The organism is Marininema halotolerans (assembly GCF_900116235.1).
Classification (GTDB): domain Bacteria; phylum Bacillota; class Bacilli; order Thermoactinomycetales; family DSM-45169; genus Marininema; species Marininema halotolerans.
Window position 1 is genome coordinate 425,371 of record NZ_FPAA01000001.1, and the last position, 20,712, is coordinate 446,082.

Genomic DNA, 20,712 nt, shown 5'->3' on the forward strand with positions numbered 1-20,712 from the left:
TGGAATCATTCCTTAACTTCTTCCGCATAACATCAGAAATCCGTTCTCATACTAACAAGGATTACCAAGTGAGGGGGAATTTGAACCCCGCACGCTATCCTTTAGTAAAGAGGGGGCCGAACCGATGGGAGATCAAATCAACCGCACACTACCACCCGATCCCGCAGGATGGGAAGAGATTCCCTTAGCCCACTGGTGGAACCTCGGACGTAAACTACTACGGCTCCTTGGTATCGCTCTTATTACTTCAGCTGCGATCATCCTAGTCACCCTTCTCTATTTGAAATCGCGTCCACTTCCTCCCCCACCTATTGGTATCACCACCCAACTCGTTGATCGAGAGGGAGACGTACTGGATCAGTTGGATGCAGGGGAGCATCGGGATCTTGTCCATCTTGGTAAACTTCCTCGGTCACTAGTTAATGCGACACTTGCTGCAGAGGACCAACATTTCTTTGAGCATCGCGGTTTCTCACTTCGTGGGATTTTTCGAGCAACGCTTGTGAATCTAAAAGAAGGAAGAGTCGCTCAAGGGGCCAGCACCATTACGCAACAACTCGCCCGTAACCTCTATCTTACCCATGACCGGACGTGGAGTCGTAAATGGAAGGAAGCCATTCTTACGACCCAGTTGGAACTTCACTTTACAAAGCCTTCGATTTTGGAAATGTATTTAAACAAAATTTACTATGGTCACGGGGCCTATGGCGTTGAACGGGCCTCCCACCTATATTTCCATAAACCGGCACAATCCCTTACACTGGCGGAAAGTGCCATGTTAGCAGGGATTCCCCGTGGTCCAGGCTATTATTCTCCCCTTAGTAACCCAGTACGTGCAAAAAAACGGCAAGAATTGATATTGGATCGCATGGTATCAACAGGAGCCATCACTCGCCAACAAGCCACCCAAGCAAAACAGGCCTCCCTTACCTATGGCCCGCCACCTCAACCCACTCCTGCACGTGCGCCTTGGTTTCGCGATTATGTGATTCATTCTGCGATAAAAGAATATGGCCTTAGTGAATCGCAAGTGCGAAGTGGTGGATTGAAAATATTTACGACGCTAGATTCTCGCCGCCAACATGCTGCAGAAAAAGCGTTTGCTCGTTATATACCAAGAGGAATGGAAGGCGCCCTGGTGAGCATGGATCCAAAAACAGGAGCCATTTTAGCCATGGTTGGGGGCAGCGATTATCATCAGTCACAATTCAATCGTGTCTTTGCCCACCGTCAACCCGGATCCACCTTTAAACCTCTCTTATACCTGGCAGCCTTGGAACAAGGTTATACTCCCCTTACCCGATTCAACAGCCAGCCGACGGCGTTTCAATTTAATGGAGAAACGTACGCACCGACCAATTATCACAATCATTATTTCCATCGGCCCATTACCATGTTAGAAGCCATCGCAGCTTCAGACAACATCTACGCCGTCCATACCCTCTTAGAAACGGATGCCCAGCAAACAACCTCCCTGGGTCGCCGAATGGGAATTCAAAGTCCCTTGCAAGCCGTCCCATCTCTCGCGCTGGGAACCAGCCCTGTACAACCCATGGAAATGGCCAAGGTTTATGCAACCTTAGCCAATAGTGGGGTTCAAAACGCTCCTTATGGGATTGATCATATTATTGATGCAGAGGGTCGTACCATCGGGCGTCACATCCACCGTGCCACCCCCATCATTCCCAAAGCCGAATCCTTCGTCATGACTCAATTATTAAAAAAGGTCTTTGAACCAGGGGGAACCGCACACAGTGTTCAAAGGATGATTGCTCGACCCGTCTTTGGTAAAACCGGCAGTACCGAATGGGATTCCTGGCTTTCAGGGTATACTCCTGAGCTAGAAACCACCCTTTGGCTGGGTTATGACCGAGGGAAACGCATTCCTGCTGGCACTTCCCGCATAACCCACTCCCTTTGGGGAAGTTACATGAAAGAGGCCCTTGCCCATACACCAGTAACCCATTTTTCACCTCCAAAAGGCGTTACTTCTGCAATCGTCGACCCCATGACTGGGAGTTTAGCAAGTTCAGCTTGTCCGCAACGTGAGAAGGTATGGTTTCTTCAGGGAAGCGAGCCCACTCAGCTTTGCTCAGCGCATACCCCCTCGGGTTCTTCTCGTGAAAAGATCCATTCCCTCTGGGAACGCATCAAAAAATGGTGGAACGGATAGTCCGTTCCACCATTTTTCTCTTTCAACCTAACAATCATTACTTCCCCCGACCTGACCTTCCCCATCTGCCAAAATGCCATCATTGTGTAACGTGATTAACCCTTGATCAGATAAGCTCTTAATTACTTCATAGAAACTATCCCGTTGATCGACTGGCATTTCATTTACAAACTGATTAATTTCTTCAGCCGAGGCATTTGGGGAAAAGTGTACACCCCCATGGCGGGCGAAATGGTCATCACTCGTAAATTGATTAGTCATACAGGATCGCCTCCCTTTTCTCATAGGTTGCGAAAAAAGGGGGCTCCCCATCCAAAAAAGAAACCAAAAAAAAGCGGGGGTTCGCCCGCTTTTTTTAGTGTCCTAGCTATACGATTCCGAAACCTGGACTTTAGTGTACACCCGGAAGAATAAAGGAACAAGTTGGGTAGGAATTTGTTCACAGACCGTTCACTTTTTAGCTTCCGATCCCAACGCGACCTTTAATTCATCAGTAGCATTCTCCCACCACTCCGCATTATTTTCAATTAATAGTTGGCGGAGTGCCGCCTTCTCATTTTCTTGCAACCCAGCTACTTTAATCCGACGCTTTAACGCATCATCCATACGATTCACATGTTCAGCGAGGTTTTTCCAACCACGCCGTGCTTCGCGATTAACAATCATTGAGCAAGTCGTCACACCCGCATAGTAAGGGCCCTCTTCTTTTCGGTCCACAGCGACCCAAACAACCCAATATTGAATAGGGTTCCCTTCCTCAGGAACATCCTGAGGATCTGAACTAAACTTGATGCCACGTTCCACCTTGCTTTTGGCATGAATTAGCCCAAGGTCAATACGCGCCTCATCCCCATCAATTAATATAGAGGATAAGTTGGATATATTAAGTGTCCCCGTGTGATATCCACCATGGGTGGTGGAATCCTCACGAATAATATTAAAACCCGAATTTTTCTTGCTCATAACCCTTCGCCCCCTTCTTTCTCCTAGAATCATTGTATCCTAGAAGCAGAACCTGGTGCAAAAAGGTGACTTAGGAAGGAGAAGCATTCAACATATTCAGGCGATCAACCACCTCGCTGCGGTTGGTTGGTGTCGATTTTAGAGGAACACCTGCTGATTCCCCTTGTTCATCTTCGTTCTTCATTACTTGCCGGATGGGAAGGTGGATATTAAAGGTCGTCCCTCTTCCCGGTTGACTCGTCACATGAATCTGACCCCCATGTTCCGAAATAATGCGATGACAGATGGAAAGGCCCATCCCTGTCCCATCTCCCTTCGTCGTAAAGAAAGGATCAAAGATCCGCGACATATACTCCGGAGGAATTCCGCTCCCAGAATCCTGCACACGAATGCTGATCCGATCACGCATCTCTTTCCAGCGAACACAAACGACACCTTTATCCGCCAATGCTTCGAGTCCATTTTGCACCAAGTTGATCAGGACTTGTTTCAATTGCTCTGCATCTGCTTCAATAATGACCGGTGAGGAAGGCGGTTGGGGCGTTAACTCATGCCCCATTAAAATTGCCTTCGGATGGAGCAATTGGAGAACATCATCAATTAAACGATCCAAATTAAACAAGGTATGGCGAGCCGGACGTGTCTCACTTAAATGGAGGAACTGTTTTAACAAATCATTGATGCGATCGATTTCTGGTAACATAATCGACTCCCACCTCTTCACCTCAGGAGATTCTGTCGCTGATATTTGAATAAACCCCCGAATTGAGGTAAGTGGATTACGAATTTCATGAGCAAGTCCAGCGGCTAATTGTCCTACAGCGGATAGCTTTTCAAGATGCCTTCGACGTTCCTCTTCTTGATGGCGAATCCGCTTTTGTTCGATCGAAAGGCGATGTTCAGCCAAACGAATCAGCTCTGAAGCACTTTGGGCCTCCGCTGGATAGGTCGCCGTGCCAATGCAAACATTGACTAAGGAACGTTCTGCCCTTAAACCTGCGATGACATTCTCCACCGTTTCCAAGCAAAATCGCAACGCTGATTCATCACCCGTCAACCCAACAACAAATTGATCGCCATCATACCGTGCCACTTGCGCTAAAGGTGGGAGGTTTTTTTTCAATTGACGAGCAATCTGTACCAACAATTGATCACCCGCATCAATTCCTTCTCTCATATTTACCTGTTGAAAATCAACGAGATCCACACAGACCACATGATAACAATGACCGGTTGCCATACACCGTGACAAACTTTTGGTTACCTGCTCCTGAAAGCCTCCAAAGTTATATAAACCTGTAAGGTAATCCCGGCGCGAAGTTTCTTCTAGCTCATCGATGTATTCATGCAACCGTGAGTGTGCCTTGTCCACCTTGTCTAATAAGTGCCGATTCTCCTGTTGGATCTCCTCTGCTCGAGCATGACTCCGATACATTAATCCACTTACCCACCCAAAAAAGACAAACAAAGCAACTTCTGTACCAATGGATTCCACATGGGGTAAAACATCGAATCCATATTTCATACCTGTATGACCGACAAAGAACAACAAGGCAAATACCCAGGTTCTTTGAATAGGCATCCGATCATGCAAAAAGCCAAACACAATAAGATACACCCACATAAAACGAAAATCACCTGTCAACGCATCCAATACCATGAGTACTCCAAGAACCAGCAATGAATAGAGACCATACGGAAGTGCAGATGCCCACTGATGTCGCATCAACACCATTACTAAGAGCAGAGCAAATAGAATCCCTGTTGCTTCCCAGCTTCCTTCTATAACCCCTAAGAACCCTTCACCGTACTTTCCCAAGGCGATCAGCCAGTCGGTCAACGGTTTAACCCCCCATTTCACCCTCCGTCGAACACATTCCCCGTTGGCGGCAGTCCCGATTTATTTAAAGATGACCTGATTGGTATTATGAAATACTTGAAAAGAATGAATGGATAGACATTCATTTTTCTCCGAATCATCTCTATAAAATTAACGTAAGGATTCCATCTGAGACATCAAATTTCCTCCTCCAAATCTTTGTTTCGACAAAAGCTGTCAAAAACCGATTCAAATTTTGTCCATCGGAATTTATGTCTTTACTATACAATGTGATAAAATGCCTTCAATCCCATTTAATTACTACTAGACGATGTGGTATGTTTACAAATTTGCATTCGTACCTTGTATCAATACCAATATGAAAACTTGATTCATAGAGGGGGAATATGGATTGGAAAAGGAAAAGGAATTAAGCCGCTCCATCCTTAATTTATTAGGCGGGCAGGAAAACCTGGTCTCCCTATCCCATTGCATGACTCGACTCCGTGTAACAATCAAAGATCCTACAAAGGTTCAACTTCACGGGTTGAAAGAACTCTCTGACGTGTTAGGGGTCGTCCATTCAGCCGACCACTACCAAATTATTTTAGGTCCGGGAAAAGTGGCAAGAATTGCTCACCATATGGCTGGAGAGACAGGCATGACCCCAGAGGAAGTACCGGATGAAAAGGCAGATACTCCCCATCAAAACTCGACTCTGATGAGGCGGTTTTTACAGCGGTTGGCCAATATTTTCGTTCCATTAATTCCGGCGATCGTTGCCAGTGGGATGTTATTAGGTCTGACCAATGTCATTCTTCACACCCAGTTGCTTGCCAATCTACTCGGAATCACTTCAGAAAGTCCAATCATCTTGTTGTTATCTGCCATGAGCAAGGTCGTATTCACCTATCTTGCCATCTTTGTAGGGATCAACACCGCCCGTGAATTTGGAGGAACCCCTGCACTCGGTGGCGTTGCTGGTGGATTGATTATTTTCCCCGATATCGGAAACGTCTCGTTATATGGTGAAGCCCTCGTTCCTGGACGTGGAGGGTTAATTGGCGTGCTCTTGGCAGCCTGGTTTATTTCAATCACTGAACGTTATATCCGCCGTTTCATTCCCAACACAATCGATATCATCATTACACCGACGCTTGCTTTATTGATCACAGGTTTTGCGACTTATACACTGCTTCAGCCTCTCGGCGGATGGATTGCCGATGGAATTACTGATGGTCTCAAAGCCTTATTAGAAACAGGCGGGATGTTAGGCGCAACTCTATCTGGTGCCGTACTTGCAGGTACGTTCTTACCCCTGGTCATGACAGGACTTCATCAAGGGTTAATCCCCATTCATATGGAACTACTGAACAAGACCGGATTGGATCCTCTCTGGCCGATACTTGGTATGGCTGGGGCGGGCCAGGTAGGTGCTGCCTTGGCCATCTATCTCAAAACGAAAAATACAACCTTAAAAACCGTCATTAAAGGTGGGGTGCCTGTAGGTATTCTAGGCATTGGTGAACCACTCATCTATGGAGTCACCCTGCCCTTGGGACGTCCATTTATAACGGCTTGTCTAGGTGCTGCTGTGGGCGGGGCGATTCAAGGGGCACTGGGGACAGCCACAGTCGCCATCGGAGTCTCCGGCCTCCCAGGTGCTCTTCTCTTGGCAAAGGGACACCTTCTTCACTTTATGGTCGGGCTCGTCGCCGCTTATGGAGCCGGCTTCCTCTTCACTTGGCTCTTTGGCTTTACTCGTGAAATGGATCACACCTACACTGGAAAAAGCGCTTCGCCAGCAAAGGAGGCACCAAAGACCCATTCCCTCCATTCACCTACTTCGTCGTAAGTCCGCCTTTTTGAAAGGGCGGCATGATTTCTTACTATGGAGGGCGTTACATGGACAATAATGATCAACGCTGGATCACAGAAGAACGCCTTCAAACTACCCATCGGTTAGATCAGATGACAACGTCGGAAATCCTAACCGTGATGAACCAAGAAGACCAATTCGTACCCCATGCTGTAAAGAACGTACTCCCATCGATTGCTGATACAGTTGATGCGATGGTGGAATCCATCTTACAGGGGGGACGCATCTTTTATATGGGTGCCGGAACCAGTGGCCGGCTCGGTGTATTAGACGCTTCGGAATGCCCTCCGACATTCTCAAGTGACCCTAGCACCGTTCAAGGAATCATAGCAGGTGGAGTCAAGGCCCTGCAGTATGCGATTGAGGGGGCTGAAGATAGGAAGGATCAAGGGGTCAGGGATCTACAAGCGCGCGACTTTACCGCCACGGACTTCCTTATCGGATTATCTGCCAGTGGACGTACTCCTTATGTCTTGGGAGCACTCGCCTACGCTTCCCACATCGGAGCAAAAACCGCTTCGATCACATGCAACCCTGACTCTCCCATGGGGCAACTAGCTACCTACGCCATTGAGCCAAACACAGGACCTGAGATCCTGACAGGTTCCACCCGGCTCAAAGCAGGAACTGCGCAAAAAATGGTATTAAATATGCTAAGTACAACCTTAATGATTCGCCTCGGAAAGACCTATAGCAATCTGATGGTTGACTTAAAACCTACCAATAAGAAATTACAAAACCGGTCTCGTCAGATTGTTTCTCTTGCCACGGGTGTATCCCTATCAAAAGCAGCCAGCACACTTGAGCGAGCAGGTGGTGAAGTGAAAACGGCAATTGTTCTGCTTTTAGCCAACATCGATGTAGAGACGGCTCGACAACGACTCATTCGTAGCAACGGTCGCGTACGAGATGCCCTTCATCAATCGTAGCACGATCATTATCCCTATCAATCCCACAAAATATTTAGAAAAAGACAACGGGATATCCGTTGTCTTTTGTCTTCCTCCCAGCCGTACTAATTGATTAGCGATTCACCCAACGTGAATACGGAGGATGTTCCTCACCCTGCTCCACATTCGAAACATCATTGACGGATTTATGTGACATGGGATCCTTGACGCCATACAATTCCTCAATACGGATCGGACCTTGACGCCCATCTGAATTCATATAAGCAGTACTCCGTTCAGGAGCACCTTCACGCCCCTCTAACGCCGCTGCCCCCTCACGCTCTTGCCAATGACCATATCGACGCCGATAGGTTTGGTGAGCAAGAGGCGCTCGTTCTGGCTCTTCCAATAAGGTATGTATAATCGTCTCTTTCAATATGCTTTTAATCTCTTCACTACGATAGCCATTATCGACACTGTCTACCCAATCAAATATCGGACCATCTTCTTTAGTAAAGGTAACATTTCGTTGTGTTGGAGATAATTCCTGAAGCACTCCCATCCGTTCACGGAACGTCCCACGATCACAAATCGTATCTAAGGGAAAGTACACCCCTTTTAAGTAGGATTGAATACAGTATTTAACCAGAAGAGGAAACTGGCCCCGGGGTAGGATATCATACCAATTACGCAGGAACCGATCTTTTTTTCCCAAATAAACACCAACTGTGATCGTCATTTTCAAAACCCCTTTCGATTCGTCGGTACTTGTCCAAACCCCTTGTAGCCCAATCCCCCTTAAGCTACAAGAGAAAAATAAAGAAGTCAGCACCGCATTTTTTTCTCATTATGCATATGCAAATCCTTCTTTTGCCAAATATAGTATCAATGCTGACTACTTATCGTCAACAGAAGATTTTGTCGAATTGAGACAAGTTCTCCCGTTTTCTACTTTTTTGCTATACCAATCGTTTTCGACGTGCTAGAATTCGACGATATTGCGCTCCATGGTGCTTTAAATGTTGAAACACAAACAAATCCGGACGGGTATTTACTTCAAAAATCCACGGATGGCCTTCTTGGTCAGGACCGACATCAATACCCAATTCCTTTATCCCTGGGAACCGTTCATCCAATACTTCTGCAGTCATACTGGAAAGTGATAATAAATGTTTGTATAGAAGTTCGTTCAAAGGATTTCCCTCACCAAAGGAACGGACCATTGCCTCCTTTGCTGTGATGGGAAGACCCCCTTTACAATGATTCGTTATAAATTCGCCCCGCGCTGCCACTTTAGCCACCATCCCACTAAGAAGCCACCGCGTATCCGGTTTTTGTAGCATTAAACGAATATCAAAGGGCCGTCCATCCACTTTCGCCATCTCAATTCCCTGTTGAATGATGTATGGACGGGAAGGTGAGAGGTATCGCACTAACCGCTTTGGAAGTTCTTCCATTCTCATCAGCTGCCGCTCTTTACGCCAGCGAACTTCACACCAATCTTGATAGCGGCGAATTCGTATAATTCCGTGTCCACCATTCCCCTTATCAGGCTTAATAAATACCATTGGATATCGATCCAGCATTTTTTTGAGTTCCACCTTATTTAACCAGGTAGTCTCTGGTATATAGACAGCAAGGGGGTCATGGGATTGCATCACTTTAGTTTTTAGCGCTTTACTTGCAATTTGCCGATAGTTCCGCAAGGATAACTCCTCCTTATAACCTTTACCCATACTGGATTCATGATCCATTTTGTGTACTTCCCCAGTCTATTCCACCTTAGGGACAGTGCTACAACGATATTCCATTTTGTACCCCATTCATCTTCTCCGTTTTTGCCTATCAATGTGTTAAAATGGAAATGAATATAGAGCATTGTTGTTCCATACAAAGGAATGTGCGAAAATGAACAAGAAAAGAACCTCCCTTAACCGAAGGTCTTTATTTTTGTTATGGGTCCTTGCGCTAGCACTTTTCATCGGCCTTACTCATCGTGGCATGACACTGGCCCAACCCATGTTGTATCAGGGAAATTTACTGTTCGAATCCTGGCGATTTCGTCACGCCAACACCATTAAAAGCGAAAATACGATCATCTATTACACCTCTTCTCAAAAAAACGAGGCAAAACTTATCGCTAAGGAAGCAGAGCATGTCCTCCGTTTTTTTTCCAAGCGATACGATTTTAAACCACACCGCACGTTACCGATTTTTCTTTTTCCAGATCGTTCATCGATGGCCGATCATTTCGCAACAACTAAAAGTCATAAAGCTAATGGGATTTACACTTCGGGAGCCGTCTATCTACTCAACCCAGCAGCATGGAATAACAACTTCCCTTCTGCCATCGATCAACCGAAAGAATGGGGAAAACTCTTTCATGAAGAGGGACCACTCACCCACGAGATCACCCATTATTACTTGGATTGGACAACTGCAGGGAACTATCCCCTCTGGTATACTGAGGCCTTTGCGCAATGGGTAGAGTACACCCAATTAGGTTTTGAACTGATCTCTCCTACGGAACCTCTTCCCACGGAATCGCTCTATACCTACGATCAACTCAATAACCAATTTGATGAGCTTCCTAATCAAGCACTTGCCTATCGACAATCCTTCTTGTTTCTCCGTTGGATGATCCATAAATATGGAGAACCGCATAATCAACAACTACAAGATCGACTCGCGAAGGGAACCCCCTTTGCTACAGCATGGCAAAAAACCTACGGTGAATCGCCGAAACAATCTTACCGCAAATGGCTTCATCAATTTGATTTATAACTTTTATTGCGGGGTGGAAGAGCCTATGTGTGCAAAAATTTATGTTGTCGAAGACGAACGACCCATCGCGGATATCCTGCAATTTAACTTATCAAAGGAAGGACACGAAGTAACGTGCATTTATGATGGTCAAGAGGCCATTGAACGCATTTTAGCCGAGCCGCCAGACTTGGTTCTTCTCGATTTAATGTTACCGGGTGCAGATGGCATTGAAGTTTGTCGTCAAGTAAGACAACACCATCAACTGCCTATTATTATGGTGACCGCAAAGGACTCGGAAGTAGATAAAGTACTTGGTCTTGAGATTGGTGCGGATGACTATGTAACCAAACCCTTTAGCAACCGTGAACTTCTTGCTCGTGTAAAGGCAAATTTGCGCCGTACTCGAGACCAAGGGGAGAAGACTTCGCCTGCATCGTCTTCCCAGCTCCTTCAAGTAGGCTCCCTGACCATCGATCAAGGAAGTTACCTCGTTTCTAAAGGGAAAAACCCCATTGAATTAACCCACCGAGAATTTGAATTACTTTTATATATGGCTAAAAATGTGAATCAGGTACTTACCCGTGAACACCTGCTTCAATCCGTCTGGGGATATGATTATTTTGGCGATGTACGTACAGTTGATGTCACCATTCGTCGACTGCGAGAGAAAATTGAGGATGATCCTAGCCAGCCCACTTATATTATCACTCGGCGCGGTATCGGCTACACCATGCGGGATCCCCAAGGAGACCGATGAAATTTCTGAAGGGGTTGCGTCTATTTAATAGTGTTCAATGGAAAATGGTGTTGATATACCTCTCTCTCCTCTTGATTGCCATTCAATTAATTGGCGTTTATTTTTTTAAAGAGTTAGAGGATTTTTATGTTGGGGACTTGGAGGATCGTCTACAACGTCAAGCAGATCTATTGATTTCGCCGGGAGGGATGGCAAAAGAACTTGCTAAACCCCAACCCAACTCTGATAAAAGGCGGAAGCGATTGGATCAATTATTACAAAATCTTTATATCCTTGATAAAGGATCCGGTCAAATGGTCCAACTCACCGACCAGGATGGGATCGTTTTGAGCGCCACAACCGAAAACAAATCAAAAATCGGTCAAAAAAATCCCCGTGTCAGCTCTGTTTTACGGGGCGTAAAACCCAATGTGACACAATTTCGCCGGGGCCCTAACAATCAACGGCTGATTCTATATACCAAAGCCATCACTGAGAATGAGCAGGTAATTGGTGCGATATATATCGAAGCACCCATGACCAGTACCTACGTAACCATCCGAACAATTAACAACAAACTTCTACAAATTTCTCTCTTCTCCTTAGTGGGAACCGTTATTCTTGGCATCATCCTTGCTCGCACAATTACCAACCCAGTGAAAGAGATTACGGAACAAGCTTCAGAAATGGCACAAGGTGATTTTGATCGCCAAGTGGCAGTAAAAAGCAACGACGAAATTGGACAACTCGCCGCTGCCTTTAATCACCTGGCACAACACCTGCGTGAAGCCCTCTCTCAAAATGAAGAGGAAAAAGGAAAGTTAGAATCTGTCTTGACCAATATGAGTGATGGGGTCATCGCCACCGATGATCGTGGATGTGTCATCGTGGTGAACCGCCGAGCCGTCAATATCCTCGGACGGCCGATTGCCAAAGGAGACCCTCTTACCCAAGCCCTTCCCCTCTCCGAGCCACTTTCGTTCCCTCTCGTCGAGGAGAGGCAAACCTATCTAGAATTGAATCGGGAGGATGAGGATGACCCTACTGTGGTGAAAATCACCTTCACACCGATTCGCCGCTCTGAAGAGACAGTCGGTCTGCTTGCAGTGCTACAAGATGTCACTGAAGAAAATAAACTGGATCGACAACGAAAGGATTTTGTCGCTAATGTCTCCCACGAATTACGAACACCGCTTACCACGATCAAGAGCTATTTAGAGGCTTTAGATGAAGGTGGCGCTATGGAGGATCCTGAATTAGCTAAACGCTTTTTGCGGGTGACCCGTCAAGAATCCGAACGCATGACCCGGCTCATTCACGATCTCTTACAATTATCACGTTTGGACGCCAAAAAGGTTCGGTTTAACCGCCAACCACTCATGGTTGAAACGATTCTCTCTGATGCGGTAGAGCGTTTTACCATTCCTGCAGAACAAAAAAATATTGATATCACTTTCCGCTCACATGACTTATTACCAAAGATCTATGGAGATCGAGATCAATTGGATCAAGTGCTAGACAATTTGATTTCCAATGCGGTTAAATACACGCCAGAAGGAAGAAGTATCACCGTCTCTGCCCGCCGTCGTTCGGATGGTTTTGTTGTTGTCGCGGTCTCTGATCGTGGGATCGGCATTCCCCAGAAAGACCTTGAGATGATCTTTGAGCGCTTTTATCGTGTCGATAAAGCCCGCTCCCGTAATATGGGAGGGACTGGGCTCGGTTTGGCCATCGCCAAAGAGATAGTCGAAGCCCACGGCGGCACGATCACGATGGATAGCCGTTACGGATGGGGCACTACCGTTCGCTTTACCTTGCCCCCCTGCGAACCGGAGGTCATTCGATGAAAGAACACATCAAATCCGTCCTTCTGACGGTACTCATGATAACCAGTTTGGTGCAATCAGGAATTCTTCTTTATATCTCTCCCTCTTATGAAGAAGTGCTAACTCCCGATTATTCGTATCCACATAAGATCGTAAAGCAACCCTTTGAAAAAAAGGGAATCCATGAAATTACGGCACCCGGTCAAATTTATATTCATCAAGATGGAAAGCATCAGCTACTCTCTGAGAGCCTAGAAAAGGGGCCGTTTCGGACTTTCTTATCCAAGTTGGCCCTTGCTGAATTCACTCGACCGCAAAAGGTAACGCCCTCCGAAAAAGATTGGGAGTCCTTGATGAAGAAAAAGCAAGGGATCGAGTTGCGTTTTTCACGTAATCTCCCACCTGATATAACGCAATCCTTTTTTTCCAATGATTTTATCAAACCGGATCTATCATCCGTCAGTCGCGTATGGATATTCGAGAATTCATCCGGGAACCTTGCGGCCCGCTTCATCTCCGATAAAACCGGAGAAACGATTCAATACAAAACACGGCTGGACTCCTTTGATGATTGCTTAAAAATAGCGAATACATTCGACTCCCCTTCCCTGTCTGCTACCTTACCCAAAAAAAATCGGGAGGTTCCTCTGCCCTTCTATCTCCCAAATGATCCGTTACCAATGGATCAAATGCAATTTCCAATTAAAAAAATCGCGATCAATGACTTAAAACTATCGCTATTTCCTGATTCAAATTTAATTGAAAAAAAACTTACCCTGGACCATGCTACGATGTATACCGATACGACACGCACCCTTCAACACAATACAGCAAAGGAACTAATGATCTACAATCGTCCCGATACCACTACGATCACAAAAGGGAGTATCACCGATCAATTGGATCTGATTTACCAATTTATGCGACGCCATGGGGGTTGGACTGGGAATTTCTTACTTGACGAGGTGGAGAACGATTCCAATCAATCAACTCCGTACTACCGGTTTCGGCTTTACTCTAATGGACTTCCTGTCTATTGGGACGGAAAGGAAGAGATCACTCCTGCTTTAATGCGGCTTTCTGCCATTGGGAAAGGCGTCACTAGCTATGATCGTTCTCTGATCTATCCCACCTTACAACCCAATAAAAAAATGACCAAGGTGGATACTCTGCTTAACAAAAAAGATCTCCTCGCCGAATTGGACCGAAAAGGGATCACGTTAGAAAAAAAGGTAGCCAGCATTCATCCGGGGTATCGGGCTGCTGTGAATAAAGATACGGTCACATATATCCCCACATGGATTATTCAATTAAGGGATGGGACGAGAAGCTACGTAGAAAAACGAGGTACAGGAAGGTGATTCCCCATGGAGTGGAGTAAAGCGAAAAGCATACTCATCGTAGCTTTTCTTGCCTTAAACATCTTCCTTGCCAGTCAGCTCCTTCATGCACGAACAGAGCAATCCAGGGATGGTCAAGCGACGAATACTCGGGAAGAGCTGACCGAGATCGCTACAGAGGCGGATATTACGATCCTCGGTAAAATACCAGAGGATCCGCCTCAGGTAAACATTTTGCAAGGAAGTGTAGTCTCTTTTAAAGAACCCTGGGTTCACGATGCTGAGGGGAGATGGGTACAAACCTTTGATCCACCGATCAAGGTCAGCGGTGATCGGGAGAAAATCTTAGAACGTTACGTTGACAACCTTGATCGTTATGCTTTTCAGCCCAATGAATCCAATAGTAAGCATCAAGTGTATTATCAACGCTATGGCAAACGTCTCATTTTTGATGGTAAATTAGAAGCGAACTGGAAAGATGAGAACCATCTTGTCTCTCTTCATCAATCTCGTTTAACCATTGGTTCGCAAGACAGTGCCAAACGAGCAGGTGTTTCTGCAACCACTACCTTGATCAACTTAATAGAAAAAGGTCAAATTCAAAAAAAAGAGACCGTCGTGGATATTCAGTTGGGATACCATAGTCAATCCTATGATAATCAAGTGCGTGTACTACAACCCATGTGGCGCATTCAAACCAATAAGCATACTTTTTATGTCAATGCCTTTAATGGAGCCATCGAATCATCCCCCAATGAGAAGATTCATGAATAGTTGAGTCAGAGGAGATCATTTACATGAAGTACAGTATTTTGGCGAGTGGCAGTACAGGAAACTCTCTTTATATCGAGACGGATCATATCCGTCTTCTCATCGATGCGGGCCTATCGGGTAAGCAGCTGGAAGCCAAATTAAAAGAAATCGGTGCGGACCCTACTCAACTCGATGCACTCTTAGTCACTCATGAACATATTGATCATGTAAAGGGACTTGGAGTTTTTGCACGTCGCTATCAACTGCCTATTTATATGAATGAAGCAACCTGGACAAGTTTGCCGACGAGTGTTGGCGCCATTCATCCTGATCAACAACGCATTTTCCCTGTGTTATCCACCCTGCAATTAAAGGATATCACTGTGCAATCATTTCCGATTTCCCATGACGCTGCACAACCGATGGGATTTTGCTTTCATAACGAAGATGTCTCTTTAGGGCTGGTAACCGATACCGGCTATATTAATCAACGAATTGTAGACAAGGTACGTGGTGCAAACGTCCTCATTTTTGAGTCCAATCACGATGTTGAAATGCTTCGCATGGGATCTTACCCTTGGAATATTAAGCGACGCATTTTAAGTGATGTGGGCCATTTATCCAACGAAGATGCTGCAGAGGCTCTCCTTGATATCCTCAAAGGAGAAGGAGAGGATATCCATCTCGCTCATTTAAGTCAGGATAACAACTTAACCGAGCTGGCACACCTTACCGTTCGCAACATTCTGGAGGAGGAAGGGTTACATGTTGGGAAGGACATTCACCTCCGCGAAACCTGGCCCAACCGACCGACTCCTCTACGAACCATTCACAAACGAATCTAATCCATCCCCTTTCCTAAGACCAATCACAGGCAATTCTAATCTGATTCTCATGATTCATGCTAGAAAAGCCGTTATAATAAAAAGTGTCCTCCTTAAACAGCGAGCCATATTGAGGTTACCCAGCCAATCTCTTCGGGTACCATTACATCTCTGTTGAATCCGCTGCCCTGCGCTGATCGCAGGGTTCTTTTTTAAGGAGGTTCATCCTTCTAACTCGGCCATCCGTTTTTCGATTTCCTGGATCGTTACCATTTCTTTATCAATCAATACTTGCAGGATGGCCCCAATCCATAATCGAGTCCGATTATCCGATTCTTTTAAATCGGCGAGCTGTGCTCCCCAATTTACCAATGTCCATGGATCTGTCAAATCTTCCTTTTTTTCTGAACTCACGATGCCTGCCCCCTTTCTCTCTAGTTTGAGCGAAAAGGGGAGCTAGCAAACCCTAGAGCCAGAAAATTAAAAACATTTCTTTGAACATTTGCAATCCCTCCTTTTAGAGCACCATAGGGATTCAGTATAATAATCCTACACCCATCAAATAATGTAAGAGAAATTCGTCCGATTTCTCGTTCTATGAAGGAGGAAATTGACCGTGGGGTATTACAATAATCAAAAGGGTTCAAGTAGTCCTCTTCGCCTATTCTTTGTCGCTCTAATTTCAGCGATCATTGGTGGTTTACTGGTACTTGCTTTGTCACCCGCTTTGAGTCGATCCGGAATTCTTCCTCAGCCCTCTGCCCAAGGACCCGTTCTCTCGGAGGAAACTGGCCCTGAGAATTCCATCAGTGTCCATACCAATATCACAAGTGCTGTACAAAAAGTACGTTCAGCAGTTGTCGGCGTGGTTAATCTGCAAAAATCGGGAAATTCCTTCGATCAAAAACCCGTTGAACAAGGGACTGGGTCCGGCGTCATCTTCAAAAAAGAAGGGGACAAAGCCCTTGTTGTAACCAATCACCATGTAGTCGCTGGCGCTGATCAAGTTAGCGTTGTCATCCCTGGCAAAGATCAAGGGAAAGAAGTAAATGCGAAGGTGATTGGTGAAGATGAACCAACAGACCTAGCGGTGTTAGAGATGCCTTCCAAGTATGTAAAGAGTGTCGCTAAATTCGGCAACTCCGATAACCTTAAGGCGGGTGAACCAGCGATTGCGATCGGGAATCCCCTTGGATTAGAATTTTCCCAATCGGTCACGGCAGGCGTTATCAGCTCCCCCCATCGACAAATTCAAGTCTCAGAAACGATGGTAATGGATGCGATTCAAACCGATGCCGCGATTAATCCCGGCAATTCGGGTGGAGCCCTCATCAATTCAGCAGGTCAGGTGATTGGCATTAACAGCCTAAAAATTGCTGAACAGGGCGTCGAAGGGTTAGGTTTTGCGATTCCTGTCAATGATGCAAAGCCCACGATTAATGACTTGATTCAATATGGAGAAGTAAAACGTCCGTTCTTAGGTATTCAATTACGCGATCTGGATACCATCACCGCCAATGACCGTCATCAGCTCAATTTACCTGACTCGGTTCAAAATGGCGTCGTCGTCATTAAAGTGACAGGGGGCAGTAGTGCAGATCAGGCAAAACTTAAACGACTGGATGTCATTACGGAACTGGACGGCAAACCCATCAAAAACGGCTCTGCCCTTCGCTCCTACCTATGGAAAGATAAAAATGTAGGTGACACCATGACCATTACCTATTATCGTGATGGTAAGAAACAAACGACAAAAGTCAAACTACAAGCAGCCTCTTAAACTGGCGCTTTTATAAAACAAAGCACTCGCGACATTTGCGAGTGCTTTGTTTTATTGAACCAACCTTCATGGACACCTCTGCAACCGAATAGCCTTAAAAAGATCGGTTTCCTATGCGATTGGTTGTATTGGGCCAAGAAACCATTGGTTGTTATGGAGGTGATCTTATGAAACCACATCAACGACCCAACATTCTTATTTTTACGGTGGATCAGGAGCGGTTTCCCCCTGTATATGAAAACGAGGAGATTCGGACATGGCGGACAACCTATTTAAAAACCCAACAACTTCTTAAACAAAAGGGATTTGAGTTTAAGAACCACTACACAGCAAGCACGGCATGTTGCCCGAGTAGAACTTCCTTGTACACAGGACAATACCCCTCCCTCCACAATGTCACCCAGACACCAGGTGTTGCAAAAGATCGGTTTGATTCCGATATGTATTGGTTGGACGCCAATACGGTTCCTACAATGGGAGATTACTTCCGTCATGCTGGTTATCAAACTCTTTATAAAGGAAAGTGGCATATCTCCCAAGCAGATATCATGGTACCGGGCACCTCACGCCAATCCTTTCTCAGTTATCAATCAAATGATGGTGTGCCGATCGTCAAAGATGAACAAATCTACTTAGCTGCCAATCGTTTACAGAGTTTTGGATTTTCCGACTGGGTAGGTCCTGAACCGGTGGGGGATACCCCACATAATTCGGCTTCCTCTGCTGCCCAGGGTGTTAGTGGCCGCGATATTGCCTACCGGTATGAGTTGGTTGAACAGATTCGTTCTCTCGAGTCACAATACAAAGCAGCTAACCAGCCTCAAGAGCAGCAACCCTGGCTTCTGGTCGCCTCCTTTTTAAATCCCCATGATATTTCGCTGTTTGGTCTATATAGTCAGGCGAGTCAACGATTTAACTTTGATGTGCACCCTGCCGTTCCCTTCATCCCCCCCGCTCCCAGTGCATACGAATCCCTATCGACGAAGCCCATGGCCCAACACAGCTATCAAAAGCTTTATCCCCTGGCTATTCAGCCAATCCTTGATTTAGTTCATTATCGTCGCCTTTATTATTCCTACCAACAAGAAGTGGATCAAGAAATGTATCACGTTTTTCAAACACTAAAAAACTCCATCTTTTATGACAATACGATTGTCATTTTCACCTCAGATCACGGTGATCAACTTGGTTCTCACGGAGGCATCTTTCAAAAGTTTTATCAAGCCTATGAGGAATCCATTCATATTCCCCTCATCATTCACTCCCCGACTCTGTTCAATGGGTATTTTTCCACAGATCAGCTTACTAGCCATGTGGATGTCTTACCCACACTACTGGGATTGGCAGGGATTGATCCGAAGCCGATTGCTGAACAGCTAAAGCGATCTCACATTGAGGTTCGATCGTTTGTGGGACGTGATTTATCTTCCACTATCATCGACAAGCACGGGGAATCCGCTCAAAATGAACCGATCTATTTCATGACCGATGATGATGTGACAAGGGGACCGAATCAAAGGGATATTTTAGGCATCCCTTATTCATCGGTGGTACAACCGAATCATATTGAGACGATTATCACCCACCTCGATACAGGCCTGAACGGGCAATCAGAGCGCTGGAAGTATTCTCGTTATTATGATAACCCCCAGTTTTGGAGTCAGCCCGATGAGGAAGATAGGCGAACCGTCTTCCCCTTCCCTTGGGATAAGGTCTCATGTTATACCACCATCAAAAGGGTTCCCGTACCCGATCAATGGGAGATGTATAACCTCACCCGCGACCCCTTCGAAATGACGAATCTCGCTTTATCAACAAACCCTACCATGCAAAGGATTCGGCAGACATTGAATCATCTTTTACTGTCTCAACGCAAACAAAAGCATTTGACTCCCCATACTCATTAAGGACCCGTAATAAAGAGCATCCTAAACCCAAATCCACTGAGGGATGAATGGATGCATCCCTTACCGCTTCATGCTACACTAAAAAGAATGACGAAAATGGAGGACTTATCATGGCAGGTACCCATCAAACTGAACCCCATTCAATTACTTGGTATGCTTGCAATGAGCATATTGAAGTTGTACTCGATCAACTCGTCGATGAAGCAGAAACCGCTCCTGACCTCTTTCCTTGTGAACCCGAGGAACTAGGAACAGCAACCTGCCACTGGTGTGGTAGCACGCCCTCCTACCGTCTTTCTGCTCAAACCAATCACGAATAATGGCAAAAAACGAGAGCGGGTTGTAAGAACACGCATCGTTGGAGGGATCAGATGAGAATTCAAATCATCGCCGTCGGCAAAATGAAAGAAAAATATTTACGTATGGGTGTAGAGGATTACATACAACGGATCACCCCCTATGCAAAAGTCGAGGTAACAGAGATCGCTGAAGAGAAGGGGCAAGAGCCTCTCTCTCCTGCGGAAATCGATCAGATTGTCACCAAAGAGGGGGAGCGTATTTTGCGTGCACTCTCATCCGATACCTACACCATCGCACTTGCTATACAAGGCGTTGCCTTCTCCTCCGAAACCTTAGCCAATCATCTGGATCAACTGGCCACTTACGGACGAAGTAAAGTTGCCTTTATCATTGGGGGTTCCTACGGCTTAACTAAATCCGTACTGCAACGAGCCGATTATACCCTCTCCTTTTCCAAAATGACGTTCCCCCATCAATTAATGCGCATGTTATTGTTGGAACAGGTCTATCGATCCTTTAAGATCAATCGGGGGGAGACCTATCATAAGTAAGGCCCCCTATTCAAACGTAATGATAAAGAGGAACTTACCCGTCATGGATAAGTTCCTCTTTTATATGGAACCCCCTATCCAATTTTTAAGCCCAACCACCCAAGTTGAATGACCTCATCTTCACCCTGTACTAGTATTCATTTCATTTAATTAGACACCCCAAAAAATAGGCGCTCATACAATACCCAGAATGATTGACTAGGAG

Annotated in this window: 18 protein-coding genes and 2 pseudogenes; 14 read left to right on the forward strand and 6 right to left on the reverse strand. The window is 45.7% G+C overall.

Features of this window, described 5'->3' with window-relative positions; genetic code table 11:
• The first annotated feature begins 124 nt into the window (after positions 1–124).
• Positions 125–2,173, forward strand: coding sequence for a transglycosylase domain-containing protein (locus CHX35_RS02120; protein ID WP_091833102.1), 2,049 nt, complete (start codon positions 125–127; stop codon positions 2,171–2,173).
• 27 nt (positions 2,174–2,200) lie between these two features.
• Here the strand turns inward: CHX35_RS02120 and CHX35_RS02125 are convergent, their stop codons facing one another.
• The 3 genes from CHX35_RS02125 to CHX35_RS02135 all read right to left on the reverse strand — a co-directional run bounded on the left by CHX35_RS02125 (position 2,201) and on the right by CHX35_RS02135 (position 4,976).
• Complete coding sequence (locus CHX35_RS02125; RefSeq protein WP_091833105.1) at positions 2,201–2,434, reverse strand: hypothetical protein; 234 nt, start codon at positions 2,432–2,434, stop codon at positions 2,201–2,203.
• 189 nt (positions 2,435–2,623) lie between these two features.
• The gene (locus tag CHX35_RS02130; protein ID WP_091833108.1) at positions 2,624–3,136 is read right to left on the reverse strand and encodes a YwhD family protein; all 513 of its coding nucleotides are present in this window, start codon (positions 3,134–3,136) and stop codon (positions 2,624–2,626) included.
• Positions 3,137–3,206: 70 nt separating this feature from the next.
• A complete protein-coding gene (locus CHX35_RS02135) occupies positions 3,207–4,976 on the reverse strand; it encodes an ATP-binding protein (protein WP_091833111.1) in 1,770 nt (589 codons plus the stop codon).
• A gap of 391 nt (positions 4,977–5,367) precedes the next feature.
• On the opposite strand from CHX35_RS02135, the gene CHX35_RS02140 reads away from it, so the two are divergent.
• Entirely contained in the window at positions 5,368–6,810 is a 1,443-nt protein-coding gene (locus tag CHX35_RS02140) for a PTS transporter subunit EIIC (RefSeq protein WP_091833114.1), read from the forward strand.
• Between the two features lie 50 nt (positions 6,811–6,860).
• Complete coding sequence (murQ, locus tag CHX35_RS02145) at positions 6,861–7,763, forward strand: N-acetylmuramic acid 6-phosphate etherase (RefSeq protein ID WP_091833116.1); 903 nt, start codon at positions 6,861–6,863, stop codon at positions 7,761–7,763.
• A 94-nt stretch (positions 7,764–7,857) separates the two neighbouring features.
• Here murQ and CHX35_RS02150 read toward each other — a convergent pair whose 3' ends face one another.
• Entirely contained in the window at positions 7,858–8,463 is a 606-nt protein-coding gene (locus CHX35_RS02150) for a hypothetical protein (protein WP_091833119.1), read from the reverse strand.
• Positions 8,464–8,683: 220 nt separating this feature from the next.
• Entirely contained in the window at positions 8,684–9,430 is a 747-nt protein-coding gene (locus tag CHX35_RS02155; protein WP_176391829.1) for a YheC/YheD family protein, read from the reverse strand.
• 202 nt (positions 9,431–9,632) lie between these two features.
• Between CHX35_RS02155 and CHX35_RS02160 the strand changes: the two genes are divergently transcribed.
• The 7 genes and pseudogenes from CHX35_RS02160 (at position 9,633) to CHX35_RS02185 (ending at position 15,990) form a co-directional block, all read left to right on the forward strand.
• Positions 9,633–10,508, forward strand: a complete 876-nt coding sequence (locus CHX35_RS02160; RefSeq protein ID WP_091833125.1) for a gluzincin family metallopeptidase — start codon at positions 9,633–9,635, stop codon at positions 10,506–10,508.
• A 25-nt stretch (positions 10,509–10,533) separates the two neighbouring features.
• Positions 10,534–11,247, forward strand: a complete 714-nt coding sequence (yycF, locus tag CHX35_RS02165) for a response regulator YycF (protein WP_091833128.1) — start codon at positions 10,534–10,536, stop codon at positions 11,245–11,247.
• A gap of 293 nt (positions 11,248–11,540) precedes the next feature.
• Positions 11,541–12,563, forward strand: a pseudogene (locus CHX35_RS18125) (histidine kinase dimerization/phospho-acceptor domain-containing protein); the annotation flags it as partial.
• Between the two features lie 162 nt (positions 12,564–12,725).
• Positions 12,726–13,073, forward strand: a pseudogene (locus tag CHX35_RS18130) (sensor histidine kinase); the annotation flags it as partial.
• Positions 13,070–14,413: a two-component system activity regulator YycH gene (yycH, locus tag CHX35_RS02175; RefSeq protein WP_176391830.1), complete on the forward strand. Its 1,344-nt coding sequence runs from the start codon at positions 13,070–13,072 to the stop codon at positions 14,411–14,413. The pseudogene CHX35_RS18130 and the gene yycH, both read left to right, overlap by 4 nt.
• Positions 14,414–14,419: 6 nt before the next feature.
• Entirely contained in the window at positions 14,420–15,166 is a 747-nt protein-coding gene (gene yycI, locus CHX35_RS02180) for a two-component system regulatory protein YycI (RefSeq protein WP_091833137.1), read from the forward strand.
• Positions 15,167–15,189: 23 nt separating this feature from the next.
• Positions 15,190–15,990 carry an MBL fold metallo-hydrolase gene (locus CHX35_RS02185; protein ID WP_091833140.1) on the forward strand — a complete coding sequence of 267 codons (801 nt, stop codon included), beginning with the start codon at positions 15,190–15,192 and terminating at the stop codon, positions 15,988–15,990.
• Between the two features lie 201 nt (positions 15,991–16,191).
• Here the strand turns inward: CHX35_RS02185 and CHX35_RS02190 are convergent, their stop codons facing one another.
• Positions 16,192–16,383, reverse strand: coding sequence for a hypothetical protein (locus tag CHX35_RS02190; RefSeq protein ID WP_091833142.1), 192 nt, complete (start codon positions 16,381–16,383; stop codon positions 16,192–16,194).
• 202 nt (positions 16,384–16,585) lie between these two features.
• On the opposite strand from CHX35_RS02190, the gene CHX35_RS02195 reads away from it, so the two are divergent.
• The 4 genes from CHX35_RS02195 to rlmH all read left to right on the forward strand — a co-directional run bounded on the left by CHX35_RS02195 (position 16,586) and on the right by rlmH (position 20,507).
• A complete protein-coding gene (locus tag CHX35_RS02195) occupies positions 16,586–17,749 on the forward strand; it encodes a S1C family serine protease (RefSeq protein ID WP_091833145.1) in 1,164 nt (387 codons plus the stop codon).
• Positions 17,750–17,916: 167 nt separating this feature from the next.
• Complete coding sequence (locus CHX35_RS02200) at positions 17,917–19,656, forward strand: sulfatase-like hydrolase/transferase (protein WP_091833148.1); 1,740 nt, start codon at positions 17,917–17,919, stop codon at positions 19,654–19,656.
• A 110-nt stretch (positions 19,657–19,766) separates the two neighbouring features.
• Positions 19,767–19,976 carry a CxxH/CxxC protein gene (locus tag CHX35_RS02205; RefSeq protein WP_176391831.1) on the forward strand — a complete coding sequence of 70 codons (210 nt, stop codon included), beginning with the start codon at positions 19,767–19,769 and terminating at the stop codon, positions 19,974–19,976.
• A 51-nt stretch (positions 19,977–20,027) separates the two neighbouring features.
• On the forward strand, positions 20,028–20,507 hold the full coding sequence (rlmH, locus tag CHX35_RS02210; RefSeq protein WP_091833154.1) for a 23S rRNA (pseudouridine(1915)-N(3))-methyltransferase RlmH: 480 nt from the start codon (positions 20,028–20,030) through the stop codon (positions 20,505–20,507).
• The last annotated feature ends 205 nt before the right edge of the window (positions 20,508–20,712 follow it).